General features: G+C 71.4%; 18 protein-coding genes. 2 read left to right on the forward strand and 16 right to left on the reverse strand.

The annotated features are described in order from the left end of the window. Position 1: 1 nt before the first annotated feature. On the reverse strand, positions 2-940 hold the full coding sequence (locus M1203_RS34525) for a 2-hydroxyacid dehydrogenase (RefSeq protein ID WP_249953798.1): 939 nt from the start codon (positions 938-940) through the stop codon (positions 2-4). 72 nt (positions 941-1,012) lie between these two features. Between M1203_RS34525 and M1203_RS34530 the strand changes: the two genes are divergently transcribed. Together M1203_RS34530 and M1203_RS34535 are read left to right on the forward strand one after the other, a co-directional pair. After that, positions 1,013-2,008, forward strand: coding sequence for an aldo/keto reductase (locus tag M1203_RS34530; protein WP_249953799.1), 996 nt, complete (start codon positions 1,013-1,015; stop codon positions 2,006-2,008). Between the two features lie 105 nt (positions 2,009-2,113). Further along, the gene (locus M1203_RS34535; protein WP_249953800.1) at positions 2,114-3,259 is read left to right on the forward strand and encodes a PQQ-dependent sugar dehydrogenase; all 1,146 of its coding nucleotides are present in this window, start codon (positions 2,114-2,116) and stop codon (positions 3,257-3,259) included. 54 nt (positions 3,260-3,313) lie between these two features. On the opposite strand, the gene M1203_RS34540 is transcribed toward M1203_RS34535, so the two are convergent. The 15 genes from M1203_RS34540 to M1203_RS34610 all read right to left on the reverse strand — a co-directional run bounded on the left by M1203_RS34540 (position 3,314) and on the right by M1203_RS34610 (position 22,797). Continuing rightward, positions 3,314-6,361, reverse strand: a complete 3,048-nt coding sequence (locus tag M1203_RS34540; protein ID WP_308404948.1) for an AAA family ATPase — start codon at positions 6,359-6,361, stop codon at positions 3,314-3,316. Between the two features lie 52 nt (positions 6,362-6,413). Further along, entirely contained in the window at positions 6,414-6,587 is a 174-nt protein-coding gene (locus M1203_RS34545) for a hypothetical protein (RefSeq protein WP_249953802.1), read from the reverse strand. Positions 6,588-6,822: 235 nt separating this feature from the next. Then, the gene (locus M1203_RS34550; protein WP_249953803.1) at positions 6,823-7,479 is read right to left on the reverse strand and encodes a hypothetical protein; all 657 of its coding nucleotides are present in this window, start codon (positions 7,477-7,479) and stop codon (positions 6,823-6,825) included. A gap of 97 nt (positions 7,480-7,576) precedes the next feature. Further along, a complete protein-coding gene (locus M1203_RS34555) occupies positions 7,577-8,155 on the reverse strand; it encodes a GNAT family N-acetyltransferase (protein WP_249953804.1) in 579 nt (192 codons plus the stop codon). Positions 8,156-8,241: 86 nt separating this feature from the next. Continuing rightward, positions 8,242-10,470 (reverse strand): MMPL family transporter, encoded by a 2,229-nt coding sequence (locus tag M1203_RS34560; protein WP_249953805.1) that lies wholly within the window; start codon positions 10,468-10,470, stop codon positions 8,242-8,244. Between the two features lie 158 nt (positions 10,471-10,628). Then, complete coding sequence (locus tag M1203_RS34565) at positions 10,629-12,803, reverse strand: phosphocholine-specific phospholipase C (protein ID WP_249953806.1); 2,175 nt, start codon at positions 12,801-12,803, stop codon at positions 10,629-10,631. A gap of 150 nt (positions 12,804-12,953) precedes the next feature. Next, complete coding sequence (locus tag M1203_RS34570; RefSeq protein WP_249953807.1) at positions 12,954-13,433, reverse strand: universal stress protein; 480 nt, start codon at positions 13,431-13,433, stop codon at positions 12,954-12,956. A gap of 5 nt (positions 13,434-13,438) precedes the next feature. Next, entirely contained in the window at positions 13,439-14,695 is a 1,257-nt protein-coding gene (locus M1203_RS34575) for an SLC13 family permease (RefSeq protein WP_249953808.1), read from the reverse strand. A 187-nt stretch (positions 14,696-14,882) separates the two neighbouring features. Beyond that, a complete protein-coding gene (gatB, locus tag M1203_RS34580; protein WP_308404949.1) occupies positions 14,883-16,391 on the reverse strand; it encodes an Asp-tRNA(Asn)/Glu-tRNA(Gln) amidotransferase subunit GatB in 1,509 nt (502 codons plus the stop codon). After that, entirely contained in the window at positions 16,388-17,029 is a 642-nt protein-coding gene (locus M1203_RS34585; protein WP_249953809.1) for a DUF4276 family protein, read from the reverse strand. Before M1203_RS34585 ends, gatB begins: the two co-directional genes overlap by 4 nt. Then, positions 17,026-18,297, reverse strand: coding sequence for an ATP-binding protein (locus M1203_RS34590; protein WP_249953810.1), 1,272 nt, complete (start codon positions 18,295-18,297; stop codon positions 17,026-17,028). The genes M1203_RS34585 and M1203_RS34590 overlap by 4 nt, the downstream gene beginning before the upstream one ends. 98 nt (positions 18,298-18,395) lie before the next feature. Next, positions 18,396-18,638, reverse strand: a complete 243-nt coding sequence (locus M1203_RS34595; protein WP_030351834.1) for a hypothetical protein — start codon at positions 18,636-18,638, stop codon at positions 18,396-18,398. After that, positions 18,635-20,146, reverse strand: a complete 1,512-nt coding sequence (gene gatA / locus M1203_RS34600; protein ID WP_249953811.1) for an Asp-tRNA(Asn)/Glu-tRNA(Gln) amidotransferase subunit GatA — start codon at positions 20,144-20,146, stop codon at positions 18,635-18,637. The genes M1203_RS34595 and gatA overlap by 4 nt, the downstream gene beginning before the upstream one ends. A gap of 5 nt (positions 20,147-20,151) precedes the next feature. After that, positions 20,152-20,448, reverse strand: a complete 297-nt coding sequence (gatC, locus tag M1203_RS34605; protein WP_010984178.1) for an Asp-tRNA(Asn)/Glu-tRNA(Gln) amidotransferase subunit GatC — start codon at positions 20,446-20,448, stop codon at positions 20,152-20,154. A gap of 213 nt (positions 20,449-20,661) precedes the next feature. Then, a complete protein-coding gene (locus M1203_RS34610; protein WP_249953812.1) occupies positions 20,662-22,797 on the reverse strand; it encodes a bifunctional diguanylate cyclase/phosphodiesterase in 2,136 nt (711 codons plus the stop codon). Positions 22,798-22,803: the final 6 nt, after the last annotated feature.

Raw genomic sequence — 22,803 nt, forward strand, 5'->3', positions numbered from 1 at the left:
GTCAGCCGGTGGTGAGGACGATGTTGCGCGGCTCCTCGCCGGCGACGAACCGGGTGAGCTGGCCGGCCAGCAGCCGCTTGGCGCGCGGCAGGAACGCCGAGGTGGAGCCGCCGACATGGGGGCTGATCAGGACGCCCGGCACATGCCAGAGCGGATGGCCGGCGGGCAGCGGTTCCGGATCGGTGACATCCAGGGCGGCCCTGATCCGTCCGCTCTCGGTCTCGGTGAGCAGGGCCTTGGTGTCGACGACGGCGCCGCGCGCGACGTTGACCAGGAGCGCGCCGTCCTTCATCCGGGCCAGGAACTCCGCTCCGGCCAGGCCCCTCGTCCCCTCGGTGAGCGGGGTGGAGAGGATCACCACATCGGCGTCGGGGAGCAGTTCGGGGAGATCGGTGAACGCGTGGACGGCGCCGCGCTCCGTGGTGCGGGCCGAGCGGGCGACGCGCGCCACCCGCGCGCACTCGAAGGGCGCGAGCCGGTCCTCGATGGCCGCGCCGATCGAGCCGTACCCGACGATCAGTACGGACTTGTCGGCGAGCGCCGGGTAGAAGCCGGAGCGCCACTCCTCGCGCTGCTGGCCGGTGACGAAGCCGGGGATGCCGCGCAGGGAGGCGAGGATCAGGGCCAGGGTGAGTTCGGCGGTGCTGGCTTCGTGGACTCCCTTGGCGTTGCACAGGCGTACGCCGGCGGGGAGCGAGCCGAGGCCGGGGGTCACATGGTCTATGCCCGCCGAGAGGGTCTGGACGACGCGTACGGAGGTCATGGCGGCGAGCGGCCGCACCGCGATCTCGGGTCCCTTCATGTACGGGACCGCGTAGAAGGCGCAGTCGGCGGGGTCGGCGGGGTACTCCTCGCCGCCGTCCCAGAAGAGATAGCGCGGCCCCTCGGGAAGTCCCTCGATCCCGTCGGCCTGCAGGGGGAGCCATACGTCTGAAGTCATGGTCAGGAGGCTATGCGATGGGTGTCGGAGCGATGGGGTTAGCTTGTGGGCGGCACAAGGAGGGGTACGGCGTTGGAGCGCAGGACAATCGGTGCGGCGGCGCTCGAAGTGGGCGCGATCGGCCTCGGCTGTATGCCGATGCACTGGGCCTACACCGGCTCGCAGCAGCACGGCGACCGTTCGCTGCGGGCGGTGCACGCGGCGCTCGACGCCGGTACGAGCCTGCTCGACACGGCCGACATGTACGGCCCCTTCACCAATGAGCTGCTGCTGGGGCGCGTGCTCGGGCAGCGGCGCGCGGACGTCTTCGTCTCGACCAAGTGCGGACTGCTCGTCGGTGATCAGCACATCGTCGCCAACGGCCGCCCCGGCTATGTGCGGCGGGCCTGCGACGCCTCGCTGCGTCGTCTGCAGACCGATGTGATCGATCTCTACCAGCTGCACCGCGCCGATCCCGAGATACCGGTCGAGGAGACCTGGGGCGCGATGGCGGAGCTGGTGGCCGCGGGGAAGGTGCGGGCGCTCGGGCTGTGCGCGGTGGGGGCGCGCGCCTCCCGGCGCAGATCGGGGGCGCATCTGCACGAGTCGACGATCCGTCAGCTGGAGCGGGTGCAGCAGATCTTTCCGGTGAGCGCGGTGGAGGCGGAGCTCTCGGTGTGGTCGCCTGAGGCGCTGGAGCGGCTGCTGCCGTGGTGCGAGGCGCGGGGTATCGGGTTCCTGGCGGCGATGCCGCTGGGCAATGGTTTTCTGACCGGCACGCTCACGCCGGGGCAGGGTTTCGAACCGGACGACGTACGGGCGCGGCATCCGCGGTTCACGGCGGAGATGATGGCCGCGAACCAGCCACTGGTGGTGGGGTTGCGGCGGATCGCGGCGCGGCACGGCGCGACCCCGGCGCAGGTGGCGCTGGCGTGGGTGCTGAGCCGGGGGCGGCATGTGGTGCCGTTGCCGGGGACGAAGCGGGAGCGGTGGGCGGTGGAGAACGCGCGGGCGGCGGAGCTGACGCTGACCGCACGGGATCTGGCCGAGATCGCGGAGCTGCCGCCGGTACGGGAGTCATGGGAGTGAGCGCGGTCGCGGTGCGCGAACGGCGGCGGTGTGAGAAACGTTGGGAACGGTAGAGCGCAGGGGAATCGCAGCCTTCGAAGGGATCGAACCGTGCAACGTTCAACTGTGACGGCCGTAGGGACCGCTGTCGCCCTGCTCGTGTTGACGGGATGCGGCTCCGGCGGCGATTCGGGTCCCGTGCCCGACCTGAGCGCACCGACGACCCCGGCCGCCGCGACGTCGCGGGACGCGGCGCCGAGCCCGTCGGCCGCGCCCGCCAAGGGCTCGGTGCGGGTGGTGTCCACCCTGACGGAAGGGCTCAAGACGCCCTGGGGCCTGGCCGCTCTGCCGGAGGGTGACGCGCTGGTGTCCTCGCGCGACGAGGGGACGATCACCCGGGTGGACGCGGAGACCGGGAAGAAGACCGTGATCGGCTCGGTGCCCGGGGTCTCCCCGGGGGGCGAGGGCGGGTTGCTGGGCATCGCGCTCTCCCCTTCGTACGCCTCGGATCATCAGGTGTACGCGTATTTCACGACCGCGTCGGACAATCGCATCGCGCGGATGTTCTACGACGAGAAGAAGCCCGCCGGGCGGCAATTGGGGGCGCCCGACACCGTGCTGCGCGGCATTCCGAAGGGCACTCTCCACGACGGCGGACGGATCGCCTTCGGCCCGGACAAGATGCTGTACGCGACCACCGGCGACACCGGTGAGAAGAGGCTCGCGCAGGACAAGAAGTCGCTGGCCGGCAAGATTCTGCGGATGACTCCGGACGGGCAGCCCGTGCACGGCAATCCGGAGGCGAATTCGGTCGTCTATTCCCTGGGCCACCGCGATGTGCAGGGACTCGCCTGGGATTCCGAGGGGCGGCTGTGGGCCTCGGAGTTCGGCCAGGACACCTGGGACGAGCTGAATCTCATCGAGCCGGGCAAGAATTACGGCTGGCCCGACGTGGAGGGAAAGGCCCATAAGCCGGGCTTTGTCGACCCGGTCGTCCAGTGGCGGCCGGACGAGGCGTCGCCGAGCGGGATCGCGTACGCGGAGGGGTCGATCTGGATGGCGGCGCTGCGGGGCGAGCGGCTGTGGCGGATTCCGCTGGCGGGCCGGGAAGCCGCCGCCGCCCCACAGGCCTTCCTGAAGGGTGAGTACGGCCGCCTGCGCACGGTGCTCTCGGTGGGCGGCGACCAGGTGTGGCTGACGACCAGCAATACCGATGGCCGGGGCACACCGAAGCCGGGGGACGACAGGATCCTTCTGCTGGATGTCGCGTAGCGATACGCGCCGAGGCGTGGTGAAGGGCGTACGGGAGGGCGTACGGAAGGGCCTTCAGGCCGCGGAATCAGGGAAAAGGCGCAGGCGGTGCGAGAGCGCCGCCGCTTCCGTACGGCCCGACACCCCCAACTTGGCCAGGATGTTGGAGACATGGACGCTCGCCGTCTTGGGCGAGATGTACAGCTCCTCGGCGATCCCGCGGTTGGTGTGACCGGCGGCGACCAGCCGGAGGACGTCCTGTTCCCGGGGGGTCAGTCCGAGTGCGCGGGCCGGGTCGGGATCCGGGTCGGTGCCCCGGGCCGTACGGACACCGGCGGGCGTCGGCGTGAGGCTGATCCGGGCCCTCCCCGCGAGCGATTCGATCTCCTCGGTCAGCGGGTGGGCGCCGAGGCCCCGGGCCGCCGTGTGGGCCAGGATGAGCAGATCGGCGGCTTCGGCGCGGTCGGCGTGGTGGTCGAGCAGTGCGGCGGCCCGGCGCTGCCGGACAAGGGCCAGTTCATAGGGGCGCTCCGTCACCTCGAAGGCGGCGACGGCACGCGCCCACAGCTCCGGCGCCATGGTGCCCCCGGCCCGCGCCAACTCCGCTTCCAGCAGCAGGCCGTACGCGTGCCAGACCGGCACGAGCGTGGGCATCCGCTTGGCGTGCAGGCGGATGGCCTTGAGCATCGCCGCGCGTCCGGCCTCCGCGTCCGGCAGCCCTCTGGCGTCCGCCTCGATCGAGGCGGCCGTGCACAGCAGCGGCAGTGCGTGCTGCCGGGTGCCCGGCGGGAAGCCGTGCTCGGTGATCCGCTCGAACTCGGCCCTGGCCTCGGCCAGCGCGCCGCGCCGCGCCGCGATACACATCGCGAGCCGGGCCGGCGGTATCAGGTGCTGCGGCTGGAAGTCATGGGTGCCGAAGAAGCTCCGGGTCAGCTCCACCTGGCGCTGTGCCTCGTCGAAGTCGCCTCGGGCCAGGGCCAGTTCGGCGCGGCGTCCGGCGACCAGACCGCGTGCCTTGTGGGACTGGGCCAGCGCCACCGTGTCGTCGAGGACGGCGTCCGCCTCGGTCCAGCGTCCGAGGGAGAACAGGGAGTGGGCGAGGTTGTGCCGCACCCAGGCCTCCGTGTCGGCGAGACCGCGCTGATGGCTGAAGGCGACACCCTCCTCGGCGACGGCCACCGCTTCCCCGGAGCGCCCCATGCTCTCCAGCGTGGACGGCAGATTGACACTGGCCCGGCCCAGAATCCCGACGGCGCCCAGCTCGGCGGCGCGGTCGCGGGCCTCGTACATCTCGGCGATACCTTCTTCGACACCGCCCGCGTCGGCGGTGAGCCAGCCGCGGGTGAGGCGGGCGTGCAGCTCGGTGAGTTCCGCGCCGACCAGCCTGGCGTACTCCACGGCCCGGTCGGCGGCGGCCAGGCTGTCGGGGCCCGGCTGGTGCAGGGCGCCCCAGCTCGCGACCGTGGCGAGGACCTCCGCGTGCACGGCGGACGGCTGCATTCCGCGCACCAGCTCCTGGGCGGTGGCCAGTTCCTGCCAGCCGTCGCCGCGTGTGAGGTCCTGCGTCAGGCGCGAGCGCTGGATCCAGAACCAGGCGGCGCGCAGCGGATCCTGCCCGCCGCCCTCGCCCTCCAGGACCCGTAGGGCCTTCTTGGAGATGGCCAGGGCGCGTTCGCGCTCACCGCCGAAGCGGGCGGCGACCGTCGCCTCCGCCATCAGATCGAGATAGCGCAGCGGCGGGGATTTCGGATCGCCGCCGCAGGGCGGATAGACCTCGACGTCGTCCGGTGGCCGAAGGGTGCCGCGTACGTCCCCGGGGGCGTCGTCCCACAGCTCCATGGCCCGTTCGAGCAGCCTCAGTTGCTCGGAGTACGCGTAGCGCCGGCGCGCCTCCACGGCGGCGCTCAGCACCGCGGGGAGTGCCTTGGCCGCGTCATGCGCGTGGTACCAGTGGCTGGCGAGGCGGGTGGTGCGCTCATCGGCCCGTACGAGCGAGGGGTCGGCCTCCAGCACCTCGGCGTAGCGGCGGTTGATCCGGGAGCGCTCGCCCGGCAGCAGATCGTCGCTGACCGCCTCGCGCACCAGGGAGTGCCGGAAGCGGTAGCCGTCGCCGTCGGCCGTGGGCAGCAGGATATTGGCGCCGACGGCGGCCCGCAGCGCCTCGATCAGCTCGTCCTCCGCGAGCCGTCCGACGGCGGCCAGCAGCCGGTATTCGACGGTCGTGCCGCCCTCGGCGACGATCCTGGCGACCCGCTGGGCGTCCTCCGGCAGCGCCTCGACCCTGACGAGCAGCAGATCGCGCAGGGAATCGCTCAGACCGGGGCCACAGCCCGTCCCGAGGGAGCAGGCCAGCTCCTCCACGAAGAACGCGTTGCCGTCGGAGCGTTCGAAGATCTGCTCCAGCAGGGCCGGGTCCGGTTCGGCCGCGAGGATGCCCGTGAGCTGGCTCCGCACCTCGGCGCGGTTGAAACGGGAGAGCTCGATACGGCGGACGGAGCGCAGCCGGTCCAGCTCGGCCAGGAGCGGGCGCAGCGGGTGGCGGCGGTGGATGTCGTCGGCGCGGTAGGTGGCGAGCACGACGAGCCGGCCGCGGCGCAGCGCGCGGAAGAGATAGGCGAGCAGATGGCGGGTGGAGGCGTCCGCCCAGTGCAGATCCTCCAGGACGAGCACGACCGTACGGTCCGCCGCCAGCCGCTCCAGCAGGCGCGCGGTCAGCTCGAAGAGCCGTGCGGTGCCGTCCTCCCCGAGCGCGCCGCGGTCCGACTGCCCCAGCTCGGGCAGGATCCGGGCCAGCTCGTCCTCCTGCCCCTCGGCCGCCGCCGCCAGCTCGTCGGGCAGCTGACGGCGCAGGGAGCGCAGCGCGGTGGAGAAGGGCGCGAACGGCAGTCCGTCCGCGCCGATCTCGACGCATCCGCCGACCGCCACGACGGCCTCCTCGGCGCAGGCCGCCTTGTGCAGCTCCTCGATGAGCCGTGTCTTGCCGACCCCGGCCTCGCCACCGACGAGCAGCGCCTGCGGCTCGCCCGCGGTGGCGCGGGCGAGCGCTTGGGTGAGGGCGGTGAGTTCGGCGGATCTGCCGACGAACACGGGGCTGACTGACCTGGTCTCCACGGGCCCGAGCATCGCACAGGGGTCTGACAGCGCGGCACTGGTTATCAGGTGGAGCGCCGTCATGTCAGGCCACGCGCGCGAACCGGTGGTGCGGGGTGTTCACCCGCCCCTCCCGGGCTTGCTTGGCCGCTCGTCGCGCCTGTCGGCGGGCGGTGCGGATCTCGCGTACGAGCCGCCGCTGGTCGGCCCTGCGCATCAGCTCGGCCGCGTTGATCTTCTGAAGCTCGAACTCGAACATGGAGTCCCCCTGGTGAAGGTGTTCCGGCATCTGGTGATGCCTCTACCTTCGTCTCCCAGGAGGTACGGCCACATCGGGAGAGTGCCGCATCTTCGCGGGCCCCGGTGCCTTAGAAACAGGGGCGCGGACCGCCGTACGACCCAAGGCCCTAAGGTCCTGAGGCTCTGACGCCCTGAGGCCCCGGCTGTGCCGCCGCGGGGGCCTTAGGGCCTGAGGGCCTGAGGGCCTTTGCGGCTCAGGGGGTGGGGGTGGCGGGCGCTGTGGGCAGGGCCGCGAAGAGGTCGAAGTACATGCCGACCGAGACCAGCAGCCCCAGGAAGCCGAGGATCGCTCCGGCCAGCGCGAAGGGGCGTACCCAGCCGGTGCGCTGCGGCAGGGCCAGCACGATCACTCCGACGAGCAGCGCCACCAGGGCCACGGCGCCGTTGACCGCGGCGGTGAGGTGCCAGCCGTCGGCGTAGATCGCGGCGATCTGCTGCTCGGCGGTGCCCGACTGGCCGGTCTTGAGCTGGCCGACGAGGCCCTGCCGCTCGGCGAGGACCCGGCTGGTCCAGGTGCCGGTGAGGGCGACGATCCCGAGGCAGACGGCGACGATGGAGGCGGCGGCGGAGCCGAGACCGGACGGGCGGCTCGCCGCGGCGGCGTCCTCACCGTCCAGGTCGGCGTCCTCCTCGTCCGCGTCGGCGTCGGTCAGGTCGTCGGCCGGGGTGGTGTCCTTGTCGGCGTCCTTGTCGGCGTCCTTGTCGGCGTGCTCGGCGACGGACCCCTTCGTGAGGTCGGCCTTGGGGCCGGTCTTGGTCTCCGCCGCCGCCTCGGCTCCGGAGGCGGCGGTCGCGGCCGTCTCCGGGTCGGTGGTCTGAGCGGCGGTCTCGGTCTCGGGGGTCGGGTTCATACGGCGCACGCTAGGGGCCCTGTCTGAGAACTTCCTGAGAACGCCGAAACTCGCGGTGAAAAGAACGTTTCGAGGTCGTGCCGGGGGTCCCGCGAGATCAGCCGGCGGTGTCCGCCCGCCGGGGCGTGTCCGGCACATGGCGCCACTCGGACGCCAGGACCGACCAGACCTCGGTGTTCTGCCGTACGCCGCGGTGCGGATAGCTCTCCCTCAGCACCCCGTCCCGTGTCATGCCGAGCCGCCGCGCGACGTTGACGCTCGCGGTGTTGGCGGACGACACCTGCCACTCCACCCGGTGTATCCCGCGCTCCTCCACCGCCCAGTCGATCAGCACCCGGGCCGCGCGCGTGACCAGACCGCGCCCCGTCCCGGCGGGCTCCAGCCAGCAGCCGACCTCGCAGGTGCCGGTCGCCGCGTCGAAGACGCGGAAGAGCACGCCGCCGACGAGGGTGGAGTCGAGCCAGATCCCGTAGATCCGGCCGCTGTCGGCCGCCTGCTTCTCCGCGTACGAGGTGAGCAGCGCGCGGGCCGACACGGGATCGGTGACGGCGTCGGCCAGCTTGATGTGTTCACCGACCAGATCCCTGGCGCGGTCCATATGGGCGAGGAACTCCTCGGCCTGCCAGGGTTCCAGCGGGCGCAGCTCCGCCCCGTCACCCAGGGGTATCGCGAACATCGGGCTCCTTCAACGTGCGAATGAAAGCGTGCGAATGAAAGCGTGCGAGTGGACAGGTGCCTGCGAAGGAACGGCCGTACGGCTGTTCACCGTACGAGCACGCTGTCCTCGGTCTCGCGCGGCTCGGGGATCTTCGCATGTTCGCGCCGTTCCGGCGCTTCGATACTGATCCGCGGCAGCCAGCGGTCGAGTCGGCGCGGCAGCCACCAGTTGGCGCCGCCGAGCATATGCATCAAGGCCGGCACCAGCAGCGTACGGAGGACGAAGGCGTCCAGCGCGACCGCGGCCGCCAGCGCGATCCCGAACATGGCGATGACCCGCTCGCCGCTGAGGACGAACGCGAGGAAGACCGAGATCATGATGACCGCAGCGGAGTTGATCACCCGCCCGGTCTCGGCGAGGCCGACGCGGACCGCCCGCCGGTTGTCCCCCGTCTCCAGCCACTCCTCGTACATCCGGCTGACCAGGAAGACCTGGTAGTCCATGGAGAGCCCGAAGAGCACGGAGACCATGATCACGGGCAGGAAGGGTTCGATCGGGCCCGCGCTGCCGAGCCCCAGCAGCTCGCTCCCCCACCCCCACTGGAAGATCGCGACGACGACCCCGAAGGACGAGGCGACGGCGGCCACATTCATCAGCGCGGCCTTGACCGGGATGCCCACGGACCGGAAGGCGAGCAGCAGGAGCAGACAGCCGAGGGTGATCACGACCCCGACGAAGAGCGGCAGTTTGCCGATGATGATCTCCGCGAAGTCGTCGTAACTCGCGGTGAGTCCGCCGACGTGCACATCCAGGGACGTACCGGCCTCGGCCTCGGGAAGGACGTCCGTACGCAGCCGGTCGACCAGCGCGCTGGTGTCCTTCGCCTGGGGCGCCGAGTCGGGTACGACGGTGAGCGCCGCCGTGTCACCGCTGCCGTTGAACGTGATCGGGCCGACGGAGGCGACACCCTCCGTCGTACGCAGCGTGCCGGGCAGCTGGTCCATGGCGAGCCGGTCGTCGGCGCCGTCCAGGTGCGCGACCAGTGTCAATGGGCCATTGACGCCGGGGCCGAACCCCTCCGCGAGCCGGTCGTACGCCTGCCGGGTCGTGGTGGAGGCCGGGTTGTTGCCCTGGTCGGAGGTGCCCAGATGCAGCGAGAAGGTGGGCAGGGCGAGAATCAGCATCACCGCGGCGGCCACGGCGCCGAGCAGTCTGGGATGGCGTTCGACGAAGAGGGACCAGCGGGCGGCGAAGGTCGTGGGCCGGTCGGGCTCCGGTCCGTGCGCGGCGAGCCGCGCGCGTTCGCGCCGGTTCAGCGCCCGCGTGCCGATGTACGAGAGCAGGGCGGGCAGCAGGGTCACGGACGCGGCGACGGTCAGGACGACCGTGAGCGAGGCGGCGATCGCGACCCCGTTGAGGAAGCTCAGCCCCAGGATCAGCATGCCCAGCAGCGCGATACAGACGGTGGCCCCGGCGAAGACGACGGCTCTGCCGGTGGTCGCGACCGCGTTGACCGCCGCCTCATGGACGCTCAGACCGCGTTTGAGGCCCGTCCGGTGCCGGGTCACGATGAACAGCGCGTAGTCGATACCGACCCCGAGGCCGATCAGCAGTCCGAGCATCGGCGCGAAGTCGGCGACCGTCATCACATGGCCGAGCAGCGCGATGCCCGCGTACGCCGTGCCGACCGAGACCAGCGCCGTGGCCAGGGGCAGCAGACTGGCGGCGAGCGAGCCGAAGGCGAGGAAGAGGACGACGGCGGCGACACCCACGCCCACGATCTCGGCGGTGTGCGCCGTGGTGGACTCGGTCAGGGCGACGGCGCTGCCGCCGAGCTGTACGTCCAGCCCGTCGTCGGCGGCGGCCTTCGCGGTGTCGACCACCGCCTCCGCCTGCGACACGGGTATCTCGTCCGTCGGCCGCGCGAAGGTGATCCGCGCGTAGGCGGTCCGTCCGTCCGCGCTGATCTGCGCGGCGCCGTCGGCCGCGTAGGGTCCGGCGACGGAGGAGACGCCCGGCAGCTTCCCGACCTTGTCGAGCATCTCCCCCATGCGCTGCCGGACATCGGGCGTACGGACGGAGCCGTACCCAGGACCGGTGCCGGAGCCGCGGTCGGCGTGCCAGACGATGGTGTTGTCGTCGCCGCCGAGCCCCCGGAAACCGTCGTTGAGCAGTTGGGCGGCGCGGCCCGACTCGGTGCCGGGAGCCTCGTAGTCGTTGGAGTACGAGGAGCCCAGCACGCCCGCGGCGGTCGAGACACCGCCGAGGGCGAGCAGCCAGAGGAGGACGGCGAGGAGACGGTGCCTGATGCACCACCGTGCGATGGCTGCCAACGGATCGCTCCCTGCGTCACTCGTGGGAGATCCACTGTCGCAGCGAATAGTGATCGTTTGTCCGTTTGGTGGGTTTACTCACAGCGCCCGGCGCGCGGGAACCCGGACGGACTTCCGGCCGGGCTTCCGGCCTGACCTCCGGCCTGGCTTCCGGCCGCTCAGCCGGAGACGCTCACCCGCCCGTTCTCGATGTGGCCCATCAGACGCCGCCGGAAACCGGTCCCGGCGGCATCGGCGTCGGTGTCTCCTTCGGTGGTGATCTCGACGTCGTACCAGCCGTGCGCGTCCGCCGCCGAGTGGACGACGGTCCGGCCGCGGCCCGGCTTCACCGTGATCTGCCGGGTCCAGCCGTCCAGATCGGCCTCGTCGACATAGCCCAGGGGCCGCACCGTGAACGTGATCGGCCGGTCGCCCGTGTTGCGCAGGTCGAGATGGAGATCGCGGTCGTGGTGGTCGACGGTCGAGGAGACCTCCGCGCCATGTCCGGCCACCGGTCCGGCGAACTCGCGGCGGAAGCCGTTCGGCCCGGTGATCGTGAAGCGGTACGCGTCAGCGGTCAGCCCGGTAAGGGGTACCTCCCATTGCGCCTTGCCCCTTACATCGCGGTGCTGCGGGATCGCGAACTCGCCGGCGTACGGATAGAGCGCGAAGTGCGCGCTCGCGCGCCCCGTGTTGCTGAGCGCGACCTTCAACACCCGCCCCTCGTCCGTCCCCTCGATCCGGCCGGACGCGTCGGTCTGGTACGGCAGCGGCCTGGCGGGGCGTACGCCCTTCTCCTGTACGGGCATCCGCTGCTCGGCGGGCGGTACGGGCCGCCAGCGGCCGGTGAACGGCGGGATCTCCCCCGGCTGTTCCACCTCGGGCAGCCCCCGGCCGCGCTGGAAGTCGAAGGCGGAGGTCAGATCGCCGGTGACATTGCGCCGCCACGCGGTGATGTTGGGCTCGTCCACACCGGTCCACTTCTCCAGGAAGCGGACCACGGAGGTGTGGTCGAAGACCTGCGAGCAGACATAGCCGCCGACGGTCCAGGGCGAGACGACCAGCAGCGGCACACGCACACCGAGCCCGACCGGCCGGCCCTGCCAGCGCTCGGCGGAGCCGGAGGGGCCCTCGGCCGGCGGCACGGGCGGCGGTACGTGGTCGAAGAAGCCGTCGTTCTCGTCGTAGTTGATCAGTACGACGGTGTGCCGCCAGACGTCGGGGTGCGCGCCGAGCGCGTCGAGCACCTTGTAGACGAGCGTGGCGCTGGCGATCGGCGACGACGAGCCGGGGTGCTCGGAGTCGATCGCCGACGGCACCAGATAGGACACCTCGGGCAGCGTCCCGGCGGCCACATCGGCCCGGAACCGCTCGGCCAGGGTGCCGCTCTCGACCCGGCGCAGCCCGCGCTCGAAGAGCGAGCGCTCGCGCCGGGTCAGCGCGGCGACGCCCTCGTCCAGCGCGGCGAGCAGCCGCTCGCGCTCCGCGGTGTCCTCGGTGTCGCGCACGGCGGCGTAGAAGGCCTCCATGTACGTGAAGCCGGCCGCGTCCGGTCGGCCCGGCAGCGCACGGGCCTTGGTGAGCGCCTTGCGTGCGATGTCCTTGAAGGTGGTGAAGAACTCGATGTTGTTGTCGGTGAAGTTCTCCCACTCCGTGTACGTCTGCCAGCTCCGCCCGGCCGCCTCCAGCCGCTCGGCGTAGGTCGGCCACGAGTAACCGGGGTGGTTGGCCTCGTCGTACGCGTCATTGCCCACGGCCCGCCGGCCGTCGGCCTCGAAGCCGGTCCAGCCGCTCCACAGGTGGTTGCGGTTCGGGCTCGTCGAGGTATGGACGGAGGAGTGGTACGCGTCGCAGATGGTGAACGTGTCCGCCAGCTCGTAGTGGAGCGGGAGGTCCTGGCGGTCGTAGTACGCCATGGTCGCGGCGGTCTTGGCGGAGACCCACCGGTCCATCCACCCGTTGTTCCAGGCCGCGGCCCCGCCGTTCCAGGAGTGGTCCAGGTCCCCGATGTACTGGAGGTCCTTCTTCTGCGTCTCGGCCGCGTCCCTGATGGGGAAGGGCAGAACGGTCCCCAGCGGGCCCGGCTGCTCGAAGACGGGCTTCCCCGACGGCAGCTCGACGGCGTTACGGTCCCCGAAGCCCCGCACGCCGCGCAGCGTGCCGAAATAGTGGTCGAAGGAGCGGTTCTCCTGCATGAGGATCACCACATGCTTGATCGCCCGCATCCCGCCCGCGGCCGGCTCGGCTGCCAGCGCGGCCTGCAAGGAGGGCGGCAGCACCGATCCGACCGCCGCCGTACCCAGGGCGCCGGTGCCGAGGGCGAGCATTCTTCTGCGCGATATCTCCGGAGACATGGCGGCGACGGTAATGAAGCCCGGTGTCCGAGAGAAGACCCGACAACGGCCGAGGAGTGAACGTCCAAGAAGAGCCACGCCCTCCCCCCGGCGGCGTCACCACCGGGCCCGCCCCTCCCCGGCCGCGTCACCACCGGGCCCGCCCAGGGCCTAATCCCCGTACGGCCACACCAGCAGCACCGGACACTCCGCGTGGTCGACCACGAACCGGGTCGCCCGGCCCAGGCTGTGCGGCCCCGGGCGGTCGCGCTCCCCGTCGCGCGCGCAGATCAGCAGGGCCGCGCCGGCCGCCGCGCGTACGACCTCGTGTTCCACGCGTCCGTGGTGGTCGAGCAGCTCGCAGGGCCGGCCGAGCCGGTGCGCGGCGGCCTCCAGCAGATCGGCGGCGGCCGTGCCCGAGAGGGCTTCGAGCCGGGCGCCGGGGTCGCGGTCGGGGCTGTGGCCGCGGCCGAGCAGCCCGGTGAAGGCCTGGTGCGCGGCGGCGGCGATCTCCTCGTCACTGACATGGAGCAGCACCACGTCGTCGTGCGGGGCGCGTTCGCGCGCCGCGTCGACACAGGCGGGCCAGGTGGCTTCGGTGATCCAGACGAGAACGGTCCTCGGTGGACCGGGCGGCGGCGGTACGGTCACAGTGGTCAGCCTCCGATCAGTAGCAGCGTGCCCCACAGCGCCACGGTCGAGACGACGAGCGTCGCGGGCACGGTCAGCAGACCCAGCCGGGTGAAATCGCCCAGCGCGGGCTCGGTGTCGTGCTCGTGCAGGATGCGCCGCCACAGCAGGGTGGCGAGCGAACCGACATACGTGAGATTCGGCCCGAGGTTGACGCCGATCAGCGCGGCGAGCACCGGTCCTGGCCCCGCGGGCGCGACGACCGGCAGCAGCGCCAGGATCGCCGGCAGGTTGTTGATCAGATTGGACAGTACGGCGGCGATCGCCGCGATCGCCAGCAGGGAGGAGAGCGACGAGCCGTCCGGCAGCAGCCGGCTGATCCCGGCGTCCAGACCGTTGTCGACGACCGCCTTGACGACCACGCCGAGCGCGAGGACGAAGAGACAGAACAGCGGGGAGGCGGCCCGGACCAGCCCCCCGAGAGTCGTCCGCTTCTGCCGCAGGGCGCGGACCGCGAGTACGGCCGCGCCGGCGACGGCCGCCCACAGCGGTTCGATCCCGGCGAACGAGGTGACCACGAACCCGGCCAGGGTCAGCCCCAGCACCACCAGCGTGAACACCGGCACCTCGCGCCGCTCGTCCATGCTCGTGGGGTGCGCGCCGGCGGCCAGATCGGCGGCGAAGAAGCGGCGGAAGACGGCGTACTCGACGGCGATCGCGGCCAGCCACGGCAGCGCCATCAGCGCGGCGAACCGGGTGAAGGAGAGCCCGCTCGCCGTGAACGCCAGCAGATTGGTGAGGTTGGAGACCGGCAGCAGCAGGGACGCGGAGTTCGCGAGATGCGTACAGGCGTAGACATGCGGCCGGGGCCGGGCACCGACCCGGGCGGCGGTCGCGAAGACGACCGGGGTGAGCAGCACCACCGTGGCGTCCAGGCTCAGGACGGCGGTGATGACGGCGGCGACGGCGAACACCCCGCCGAGCAGCCGCCGGGGCCGGCCGCCGCAGAACCGCGCCACCAGCTCGCCCGCCGCCGTGAACAGCCCTTCCTCGGCGCAGAGCTGGGCCAGCACCAGCACCGCCGCGAGGAAGACGACGACGGGCAGCAGCGTGTACGTCTGCGCCCTGGCGTCCTCGGGCGAGACCGCGCCGACCACGACGACCAGCAGCGCGGCGGGCACGGCCGCGACCGCCTCGGGCAGACCGCGCGGCCGTACGACGGCGAACGCCAGCACGCCGAGCAGCAGTGCGACGGAGACGATCTCAGCGACGACGGAGTTCACGGTTCACGGGCATTCACGGGGAAGGACCGGCCTCTGCGGGGACGAACGATGCGGGGACGATGGCGCTGGACGATGGTGCCGTGACGAACGAACGGGGGCGGCGCACCCGACGGGTGCGCCGCCCCCAGTGGCGTACGGACGAACCGGCGTCAGCCCTCGACGCCCGGCCTCCGCGCGCCGCGCCGGTTCATTCCGCCGGAGCGAGCCGTTCAAGGATCAGTTCACGCACCCGCGCCGCGTCCGCCTGGCCGCGCGTGGCCTTCATGACCGCGCCCACCAGCGCGCCCGCGGCGGCGACCTTGCCCGCGCGGATCTTGTCGGCGATGGCCGCGTTGCCCGCGATGGCCTCGTCCACGGCCGCGCCGAGCGCGCCCTCGTCGGAGACGACCTTGAGCCCGCGCTTCTCCACGACGGTGTCGGGGTCGCCCTCGCCGGCGAGCACGCCCTCCAGCACCTGACGGGCCAGCTTGTCGTTGAGATCGCCGGACGCGACGAGCTCCGCCACCCGGGCGACCTGCCCCGGGGTGATGGGCAGTTCGTCCAGCGCGCGGCCCGACTCGTTGGCGTGCCTGGCCAGCTCGCCCATCCACCACTTACGTGCCTGGTCGGCCGGGGCGCCCGCGTCGATCGTGGCGACGATCGGCTCGATCGCGCCCGCGTTCAGGATCGACTGCATGTCGTGCTCGGAGACGCCCCACTCCTCCCGGAGCCGGTTGCGCCGCACCCGCGGCAGCTCGGGCAGCCCCTGCCTGAGCTCCTCCACCCAGTCACGGGGCGGGGCGATGGGCACGAGGTCGGGCTCCGGGAAGTACCGGTAGTCCTCGGCCTCCTCCTTCACCCGTCCCGAGGTGGTCGAGCCGTCCTCCTCGTGGAAGTGGCGGGTCTCCTGGACGATCGTGCCGCCGGAGTCCAGCACCGCGGCGTGACGCTGGATCTCGTAACGGGCCGCCCGCTCCACGCTGCGCAGCGAGTTGACGTTCTTGGTCTCGGAGCGCGTACCGAACTTCTCCCGCCCGTGCGGGCGCAGCGAGAGGTTCACGTCGCACCGCATCTGGCCCATCTCCATCCGGGCCTCGGAGACGCCGAGCGCCTTGATCAGCTCGCGAAGCTCGGCGACATACGCCTTGGCGACCTCGGGTGCGCGCTCGCCCGCGCCCTCGATGGGCTTGGTGACGATCTCGATGAGCGGGATGCCCGCGCGGTTGTAGTCGAGCAGGGAGTGGGACGCCCCGTGGATCCGGCCGGTGGCGCCGCCGACGTGCAGCGACTTGCCGGTGTCCTCCTCCATGTGGGCGCGCTCGATCTGTACGCGGAAGATCTCGCCGTCCTCCAGCTGGACGTCCAGATAGCCGTTGAAGGCGATCGGCTCGTCGTACTGGGAGGTCTGGAAGTTCTTCGGCATGTCCGGATAGAAGTAGTTCTTCCGGGCGAAGCGGCACCACTCGGCGATCTCGCAGTTGAGCGCGAGACCGATCTTGACGGCCGACTCGACGCCGATCGCGTTGACGACCGGGAGCGAGCCCGGCATGCCCAGACAGGTCGGGCAGGTCTGCGAGTTGGGCTCGGCGCCCAGCTCGGTCGAGCAGCCGCAGAACATCTTGGTCCTGGTGCCGAGCTCGACATGGACCTCCAGGCCCATGACGGGGTCGTACGTCGCGAGGGCGTCCTCGTACGACACGAGTTCAGTGACGGTCACAGGTACTTCTTCCTCATCAATGCTTCATCGGTGTCGGCCAGCCAGCGCTGATAGGACGACAGCTTTCCGAGTACGGAGAGATCCACTTCGTCGGCGAGGCGGGCGAAGTAATCGCCGGGGTCGGATCGCCGTGCCTTCTTCAGTACGTTCGCCAGCACCCGCTTCGGGTGGGCCGGATGGCCGGGCGCCGGGTTTCCCTGTTCCACGTCGGCGGGTTGCGGATGCGGATGCGCCGACAGATCGGCGGCCGGCTGGACCCGGGTCAGCGCGGCGCGGTCCGCCAGTACCCACGATTCGGTCATCACCCGGGGGCCGAGCACCACGGGCACCGCCGCCTGCTTCGGCAGCCCGGACAGCGCCTCCAGCAGCACCTCGGCATCCGGAATCTCCTTGTGGTCCCGGTGAATGAACAGTACGTCGCACCGGTCGGCCAGTTCAGTGGCCGCCTGGAGGAGAACCTTCGGCTCGGCCGTGCTGTAGACCGCACCCGTCTGGCAGGGAGTGAGCACTTCGGTGGCCTTCAGCGCCCTGGCGTGCAGCGTTTCCTCCAGCTGTCGGATGATCAGCCGTTCGAGGAAGAGCAGATCGCTCGGGCCCTCGACGAGCAGCCCCAGCCTGAGCAGGCGTACGCGGCTCACGCGATCACCTGCCCCATCGACTCCAACAGGCGCTTCACCTGCTCGGCCGTGACCGTATCGCCCGGCTCCTCGTTCGCCACGGGCGTACGGACGGGACGGGCTCGGGTCACGGTCGAGACTCCCGTGCGTGCCGGGTCGACGTGCGACGCCTGCTCCAGGAGGACCAGGCTTCCCGACGCGTCGTCGCGCAAGGCCGAGAGCAGCACGGGAGAGTGCGTGGTCGCGATCAGCTGGCGGAAACCGCGGGTACGGGGGGTCTGCTCGACAAGGTCCGGGAAGTCGTCGACATCCCTGCGCAGCCGCCTCACCAGCTCGGCGATCCGGGTCGGATGCAGGCCGTTCTCGATCTCCTCGACGGCCAGCAGACCCGCCCGCCGGTCGTCGTACCAGGCGGCCAGCAACGCCAGGACGCGCATCGTGCCGTCGGAGAGCATCGGCGGGGACGTCCAGCCGGTGTGCCGGAACCGTACGTCGAAGTCGTACTCGCCTCGCCGGTCGTCGAACAGCGGCCTGATCCCGGACGCTTCCGGGATCAGCGCGGCCAGATCGGCCTCCATGTCACGGAGTTCCCCGGGACCGAGCCGCCCCAGCACGGCCGCGAGATTGCTCCCGTCCTGGAGGAGCGTCAGCTCGTCGCTGCCGCCGAACGGCCTGCGCATGGCGGCGGGATCGAGCGCGATCCGCTCCCAGGTCTCGATCTCGCGGAGGAGATGCGAGAGCAGCGCCGTCGTCCCCTCGGTCGCGGGCACCTTGTCCTTGAGGGACACCCAGTCGGTCCCGGTGGTCTCCACGAACGACTTCCCGGCGGTGACGAGCGCGGCACGCAGGGACCGCGGGAGCTCCAGACGGTCCATCCAGTCCGTCTCCGCGAGACTGCTCACCCACACCCCGCTGCGCCCACGGCGGACCGTGGCCTTCACGGGTCCGGACGGTTCCCCCTCGCGGTCCACCACCAGCCGTACGACCAGCGGGAGCGGCCCATGGGCACTCGGCGTGATCATGCCGATCTTGATGGTCAGCTCGGATGTCGTGTACGCACCACTCGGCCCGTCGGCGTGATGGAAGAGATCCCGCGCCGCAAGCCGGGGGTTGTCGCCGTCGAAGACCCTGGGGAGACCCATGGTGACCGTGCGCCGGACGAAGTCCAGGGCGTCCAGGAGGTTCGACTTGCCCGCGCCGTTGACGCCCATGAGCACGGTGCAGGGCCGCACGTCCAGGCCGAAGCCGACGAACGACTTGAAGCCGTCGATCTCGATACGTGTGATCACCAGGTCACCTCCTTCCGTCGCGACGGTGACAACGACAGCGGTGGTACGCCGCGGCGTACCGCCGGGGAGCCCGCCCTGCGCGGGTCCCCGGCAGCCGGTCAGCCCAGCAGAACGTCGTCGTCGCCCAGGCGCTTCAGCTCGCGCAGGAGCAGAGCGACGCCCGTGACGATGGCGGCGGCGGAGACGACCGCGTCGACCAGCCGGAGCGTGTCGTGGTCCTTGCGGGCCGTTCTGGCCTGCTTGACGACGCTGATCGCGCCGAACGCGGTGGTTCCGATCGACAGATACGTGCCGGTCTTGGACTTCTTGAAGCCCTTGGCCTTGCTCATTGCACTGGTCATAGTGACGGAGCCTCCTCAAGCAGCGGGTGGCCCCACTTTTCCACGAAGGCCGCCTCGACGGCGGCACCGACCTTGTAGAGCCGGTCGTCCTTCATGGCGGGGGCGATGATCTGCAGTCCGACCGGGAGGCCGTCCTCCGGTGCGAGGCCGCAGGGCAGCGACATGGCGGCGTTGCCGGCCAGGTTGGTCGGGATGGTGCACAGGTCCGCGAGATACATCGCCATCGGGTCGTCGGCGCGCTCGCCGATCGGGAAGGCGGTGGTCGGGGTCGTCGGCGAGACGATCACGTCGACCTGCTCGAACGCCTTCTCGAAGTCCCGGGTGATGAGTGTGCGGACCTTCTGTGCCGAGCCGTAGTACGCGTCGTAGTAGCCCGAGCTGAGCGCGTACGTACCGAGCATGATGCGGCGCTTCACCTCGTCGCCGAAGCCGGCCTCACGGGTGAGGGCCGTGACGTCCTCGGCGGACCTCGTGCCGTCGTCGCCGACCCGCAGGCCGTAGCGCATGGCGTCGAAGCGTGCGAGGTTCGAGGAGCACTCGGACGGCGCGATCAGGTAGTAGGCGGCGAGGCCGAGGTCGAAGGACGGGCAGTCCAGCTCGACGATCTCGGCGCCGAGACCCTTGAGCAGTTCGACGGACTCGTCGAAGCGCTGGACGACACCGGCCTGGTAGCCCTCGCCGCGGAACTGCTTGACGACCCCGATGCGCATCCCGTCGACCGAGCCGTTGCGGGCCGCCTCGACGACCGGCGGGACCGGCGCGTCGATGGAGGTCGAGTCGAGCGGGTCGTGGCCGGCGATCGCCTCGTGCAGCAGGGCCGCGTCCAGGACCGTACGGGCGCAGGGGCCGCCCTGGTCGAGGGAGGACGAGAAGGCGACCATGCCGTAGCGGGAGACCCCGCCGTAGGTCGGCTTCACGCCGACCGTGCCGGTCAGCGCGGCGGGCTGGCGGATGGAGCCGCCGGTGTCCGTGCCGATGGCCAGCGGCGCCTGGTACGAGGCGAGCGAGGCGGACGAGCCGCCGCCGGAGCCGCCGGGCACCCGGGTCAGGTCCCAGGGGTTGCCGGTGGTGCCGTACGCGCTGTTCTCCGTGGAGGACCCCATGGCGAACTCGTCCATGTTGGTCTTGCCCAGGATGATGACGTCGGCCGCCTTGAGCTTCTTCGTGAGCGTCGCGTCGTAGGGCGGGATCCAGCCTTCGAGGATCTTGGAACCGACGGTGGTCGGCACGCCCTCGGTGGTGAAGATGTCCTTGAGCGCGAGCGGGACACCGGCCAGCGGCCCGAGCTTCTCGCCCGCCGCCCGCTTCGCGTCCACGGCACGGGCCTGGGCCAGCGCGCCCTCGCGGTCGACATGGAGGAAGGCGTGGACCTTCTCGTCGACGGCCTCGATCCTGGCGAGATGGGCCTCGGTGACCTCGACGGCCGTGAGTTCGCCCGAGGCGATCTTCGCGGCGATCTCGGCGGCGGTGAGCTTGACGCAGTTCTCGATCTTGCTGTTGACCGTCATGGCTGTTAGTCCTCCCCCAGGATCTGCGGCACCTTGAAACGCTGCTGCTCCTGGGCAGGGGCGCCGGAGAGCGCCTGCTCGGGGGTGAGCGAAGGACGGACCTCGTCCGCGCGCATGACATTGGTCAGCGGCAGCGGGTGGGAGGTCGGCGGTACGTCTTGGTCGGCTACCTCGGATACGCGGGCGACCGCGCCGATGATGTCGTCGAGCTGTCCGGCGAAGTGATCGAGCTCTTCGGCCTTCAGCTCCAGACGCGCCAGCCGGGCGAGGTGGGCGACCTCCTCGCGCGTAATGCCAGGCATGCAGCGATCCTCAGGGGTGAGTGTGATTGGTTTTCGCCCAATCCTATGGGGCCGGACGCCCTGGCCACGAAACGGTTTGCCCTCGCCCCGTTCCAGGGCCCCTGGAACCCCGTTCCAAGGGCCCCGGGAATCCCGTCCCGGGGACCCTCGCCCTCACCGCGGCCCGCCCTCACGCACCCCGCCCTCGTCAGCGGGCGGCCGGCCCGGCGGCCGTCACTGGACCACCTGGCCCGACTGTTCCCTGGCGCGCTCGACGGCCAGCCGGCGCACGCGCGCCGCCTCCAGCTCCGACGGGCGCTGCCAGCCGCGCTCGCCCCTGGCCAGCAGCCAGGCCGTCGCCTCGTGCGGCGGCATCGCTGCGGCCACCAGCCAGCCCTGTACCGCGTCACAGCCCAGATCCCGCAGCCGCTCCCATGTCTCGTCGTCCTCGACGCCCTCCGCGACCACCAGCAGGCCCAGTGAGTGCGCCAGATCGACCGTGCAGCGGACGATCTCCGCGTCCTCGGTGTCGACGGCGAGCCTGGCCACGAAGGAGCGGTCGATCTTCAGCTCGCTGACGGGCAGCCGCCGCAGATGCACCAGGGAGGAGTAGCCCGTACCGAAGTCGTCGAGGGACATCTTGACGCCGTGCCCGGTCAGCCCCGCGAGCGTGTCGGCCGCCCGCTGGGGGTCCTCCAGCAGGACGTGTTCCGTTATCTCCAGCTGAAGGGAGCCGGCCGGTACGCCGTGTCTGGCCAGCCGGGCCGCCACCGCGCCCGCGAAACCGGGGGTGTGCACATCGCGCGGGGAGACATTGACCGCGACCGGCACCATCAGGCCCTGGGACCGCCAGCGGGCGACCTGGGCGAGCGCCATCTCCAGTACGTATTCGGTGAGATGAGGCATCAGACCGGAGGACTCGGCGATCGCGATGAAGTCGTCGGGAGGGACCCGGCCGCGCTCCGGGTGCACCCAGCGCACCAGCGCCTCCAGCCCGGCGACCTGGCCGTCGAAGCGGACCTTGGGCTGGTAGTGCAGCTCCACCTCGCCGGCGTCCAGCGCGCGGCGCAGATCGCCCAGCAGACCCAGGCGGTCCGGGGTGTTGGAGTCCCGCTTGGACTCGTAGACCTCGACGCCCGTACGGTCCCGCTTCGCCTGGTACATCGCGACGTCCGCGCGCCGCAGCAGTCCTTCGGCGTCCATCGCGTGCTCGGGATAGACGGCGACTCCGGCGCTCGCCTCCAGGACGAGCGTCAGCCCGTCGAGGTCCAGCGGCGAGGACAGCTCGGCCACCAGATGGCGGGCGACCCGCTGGGCGCTGGTCGTCGAGTCGCAGGTCGGCAGCAGCACCGCGAACTCGTCGCCGCCGAGCCGCGCGGCCTCGGCTCCGCGTGGCAGGGCGAGCCGGAGCCGGTCGGCTATCTGCAACAGCAACCGGTCTCCCGCGAGGTGACCGAGCGTGTCATTGACCGAGCGGAAGCGGTCGAGGTCGATCAGGACCAGTCCGGCCCTGGCGCCCAGACCCTCCGCCTCCTCCAGCGCCGCCCAGGTGCGCTCCAGCAGCCACTGCCGGTTGGGCAGTTTGGTGAGCGGGTCGCGCAGCTGCTCCTCGGCCCGTGCCCGGGCGATCCAGAGCGTGGAGTCGAGGGCGATCAGCGGGATCGCGAAGAGCGGCAGCAGGACCGGCAGGGACACCGCGACCACACAGATAAGCGGCGCGATACCGAGCAGGGCGACCGCGACGAGACCCTGCCGGTACAGGGCCGTTCGGGCGACGGTCGGCAGTCCGCCGCTCTGCGGGGAGAGCGCGTACCAGAGCAGCACCCGGGTGACCACGAGATGGGCCGCGGCGGCCAGCACGATTTCCACAACGCCGGCGAACCCCCAGTCGAGCGGCTGCCAGGGGCGCTCGACGGTGGGAACCACACCGAACAGCGCGAGCACGAGCGCGGCGGCGCCGATTCCCAGCATGTCCGCCGCGCCGTGCAGCACACCCAGCCGCCAGCGGTGTCTGCGGGCCACCCCGACCAGCACCACGACAGCCAGCGAGACCAGTCCGGCCGCCACCCAGCCGTAGAGCAGCAGGACGGCCAGGGTGAGGGCGGCGCCGGAGCCCGTGCCGCCCCACCAGCGGTCCCGGCCGAGGGCGACCAGATGGCCCACGATGATGCCGGTCAGCACGGCCAGGGCCCATCCCTCGGTGCCACCGGGGAAGAGCGCGTGGCCGTCGCGCACCGTATGGACCAGTCCCGTCGCCAGGACGACGACAGCGAATCCCACCACAAGAGCGGGCGTCCTGGACGCAAGGCCCGCAATTCGCGCGAATCCGCGCGGGGGTGAGACCGGGGCGGCGCTCTCGGTCGGTTTCATTCCCGT

This window comes from Streptomyces sp. 35G-GA-8 (assembly GCF_023534745.1).
In the GTDB taxonomy this organism is placed as follows: Bacteria; Actinomycetota; Actinomycetes; order Streptomycetales; family Streptomycetaceae; genus Streptomyces.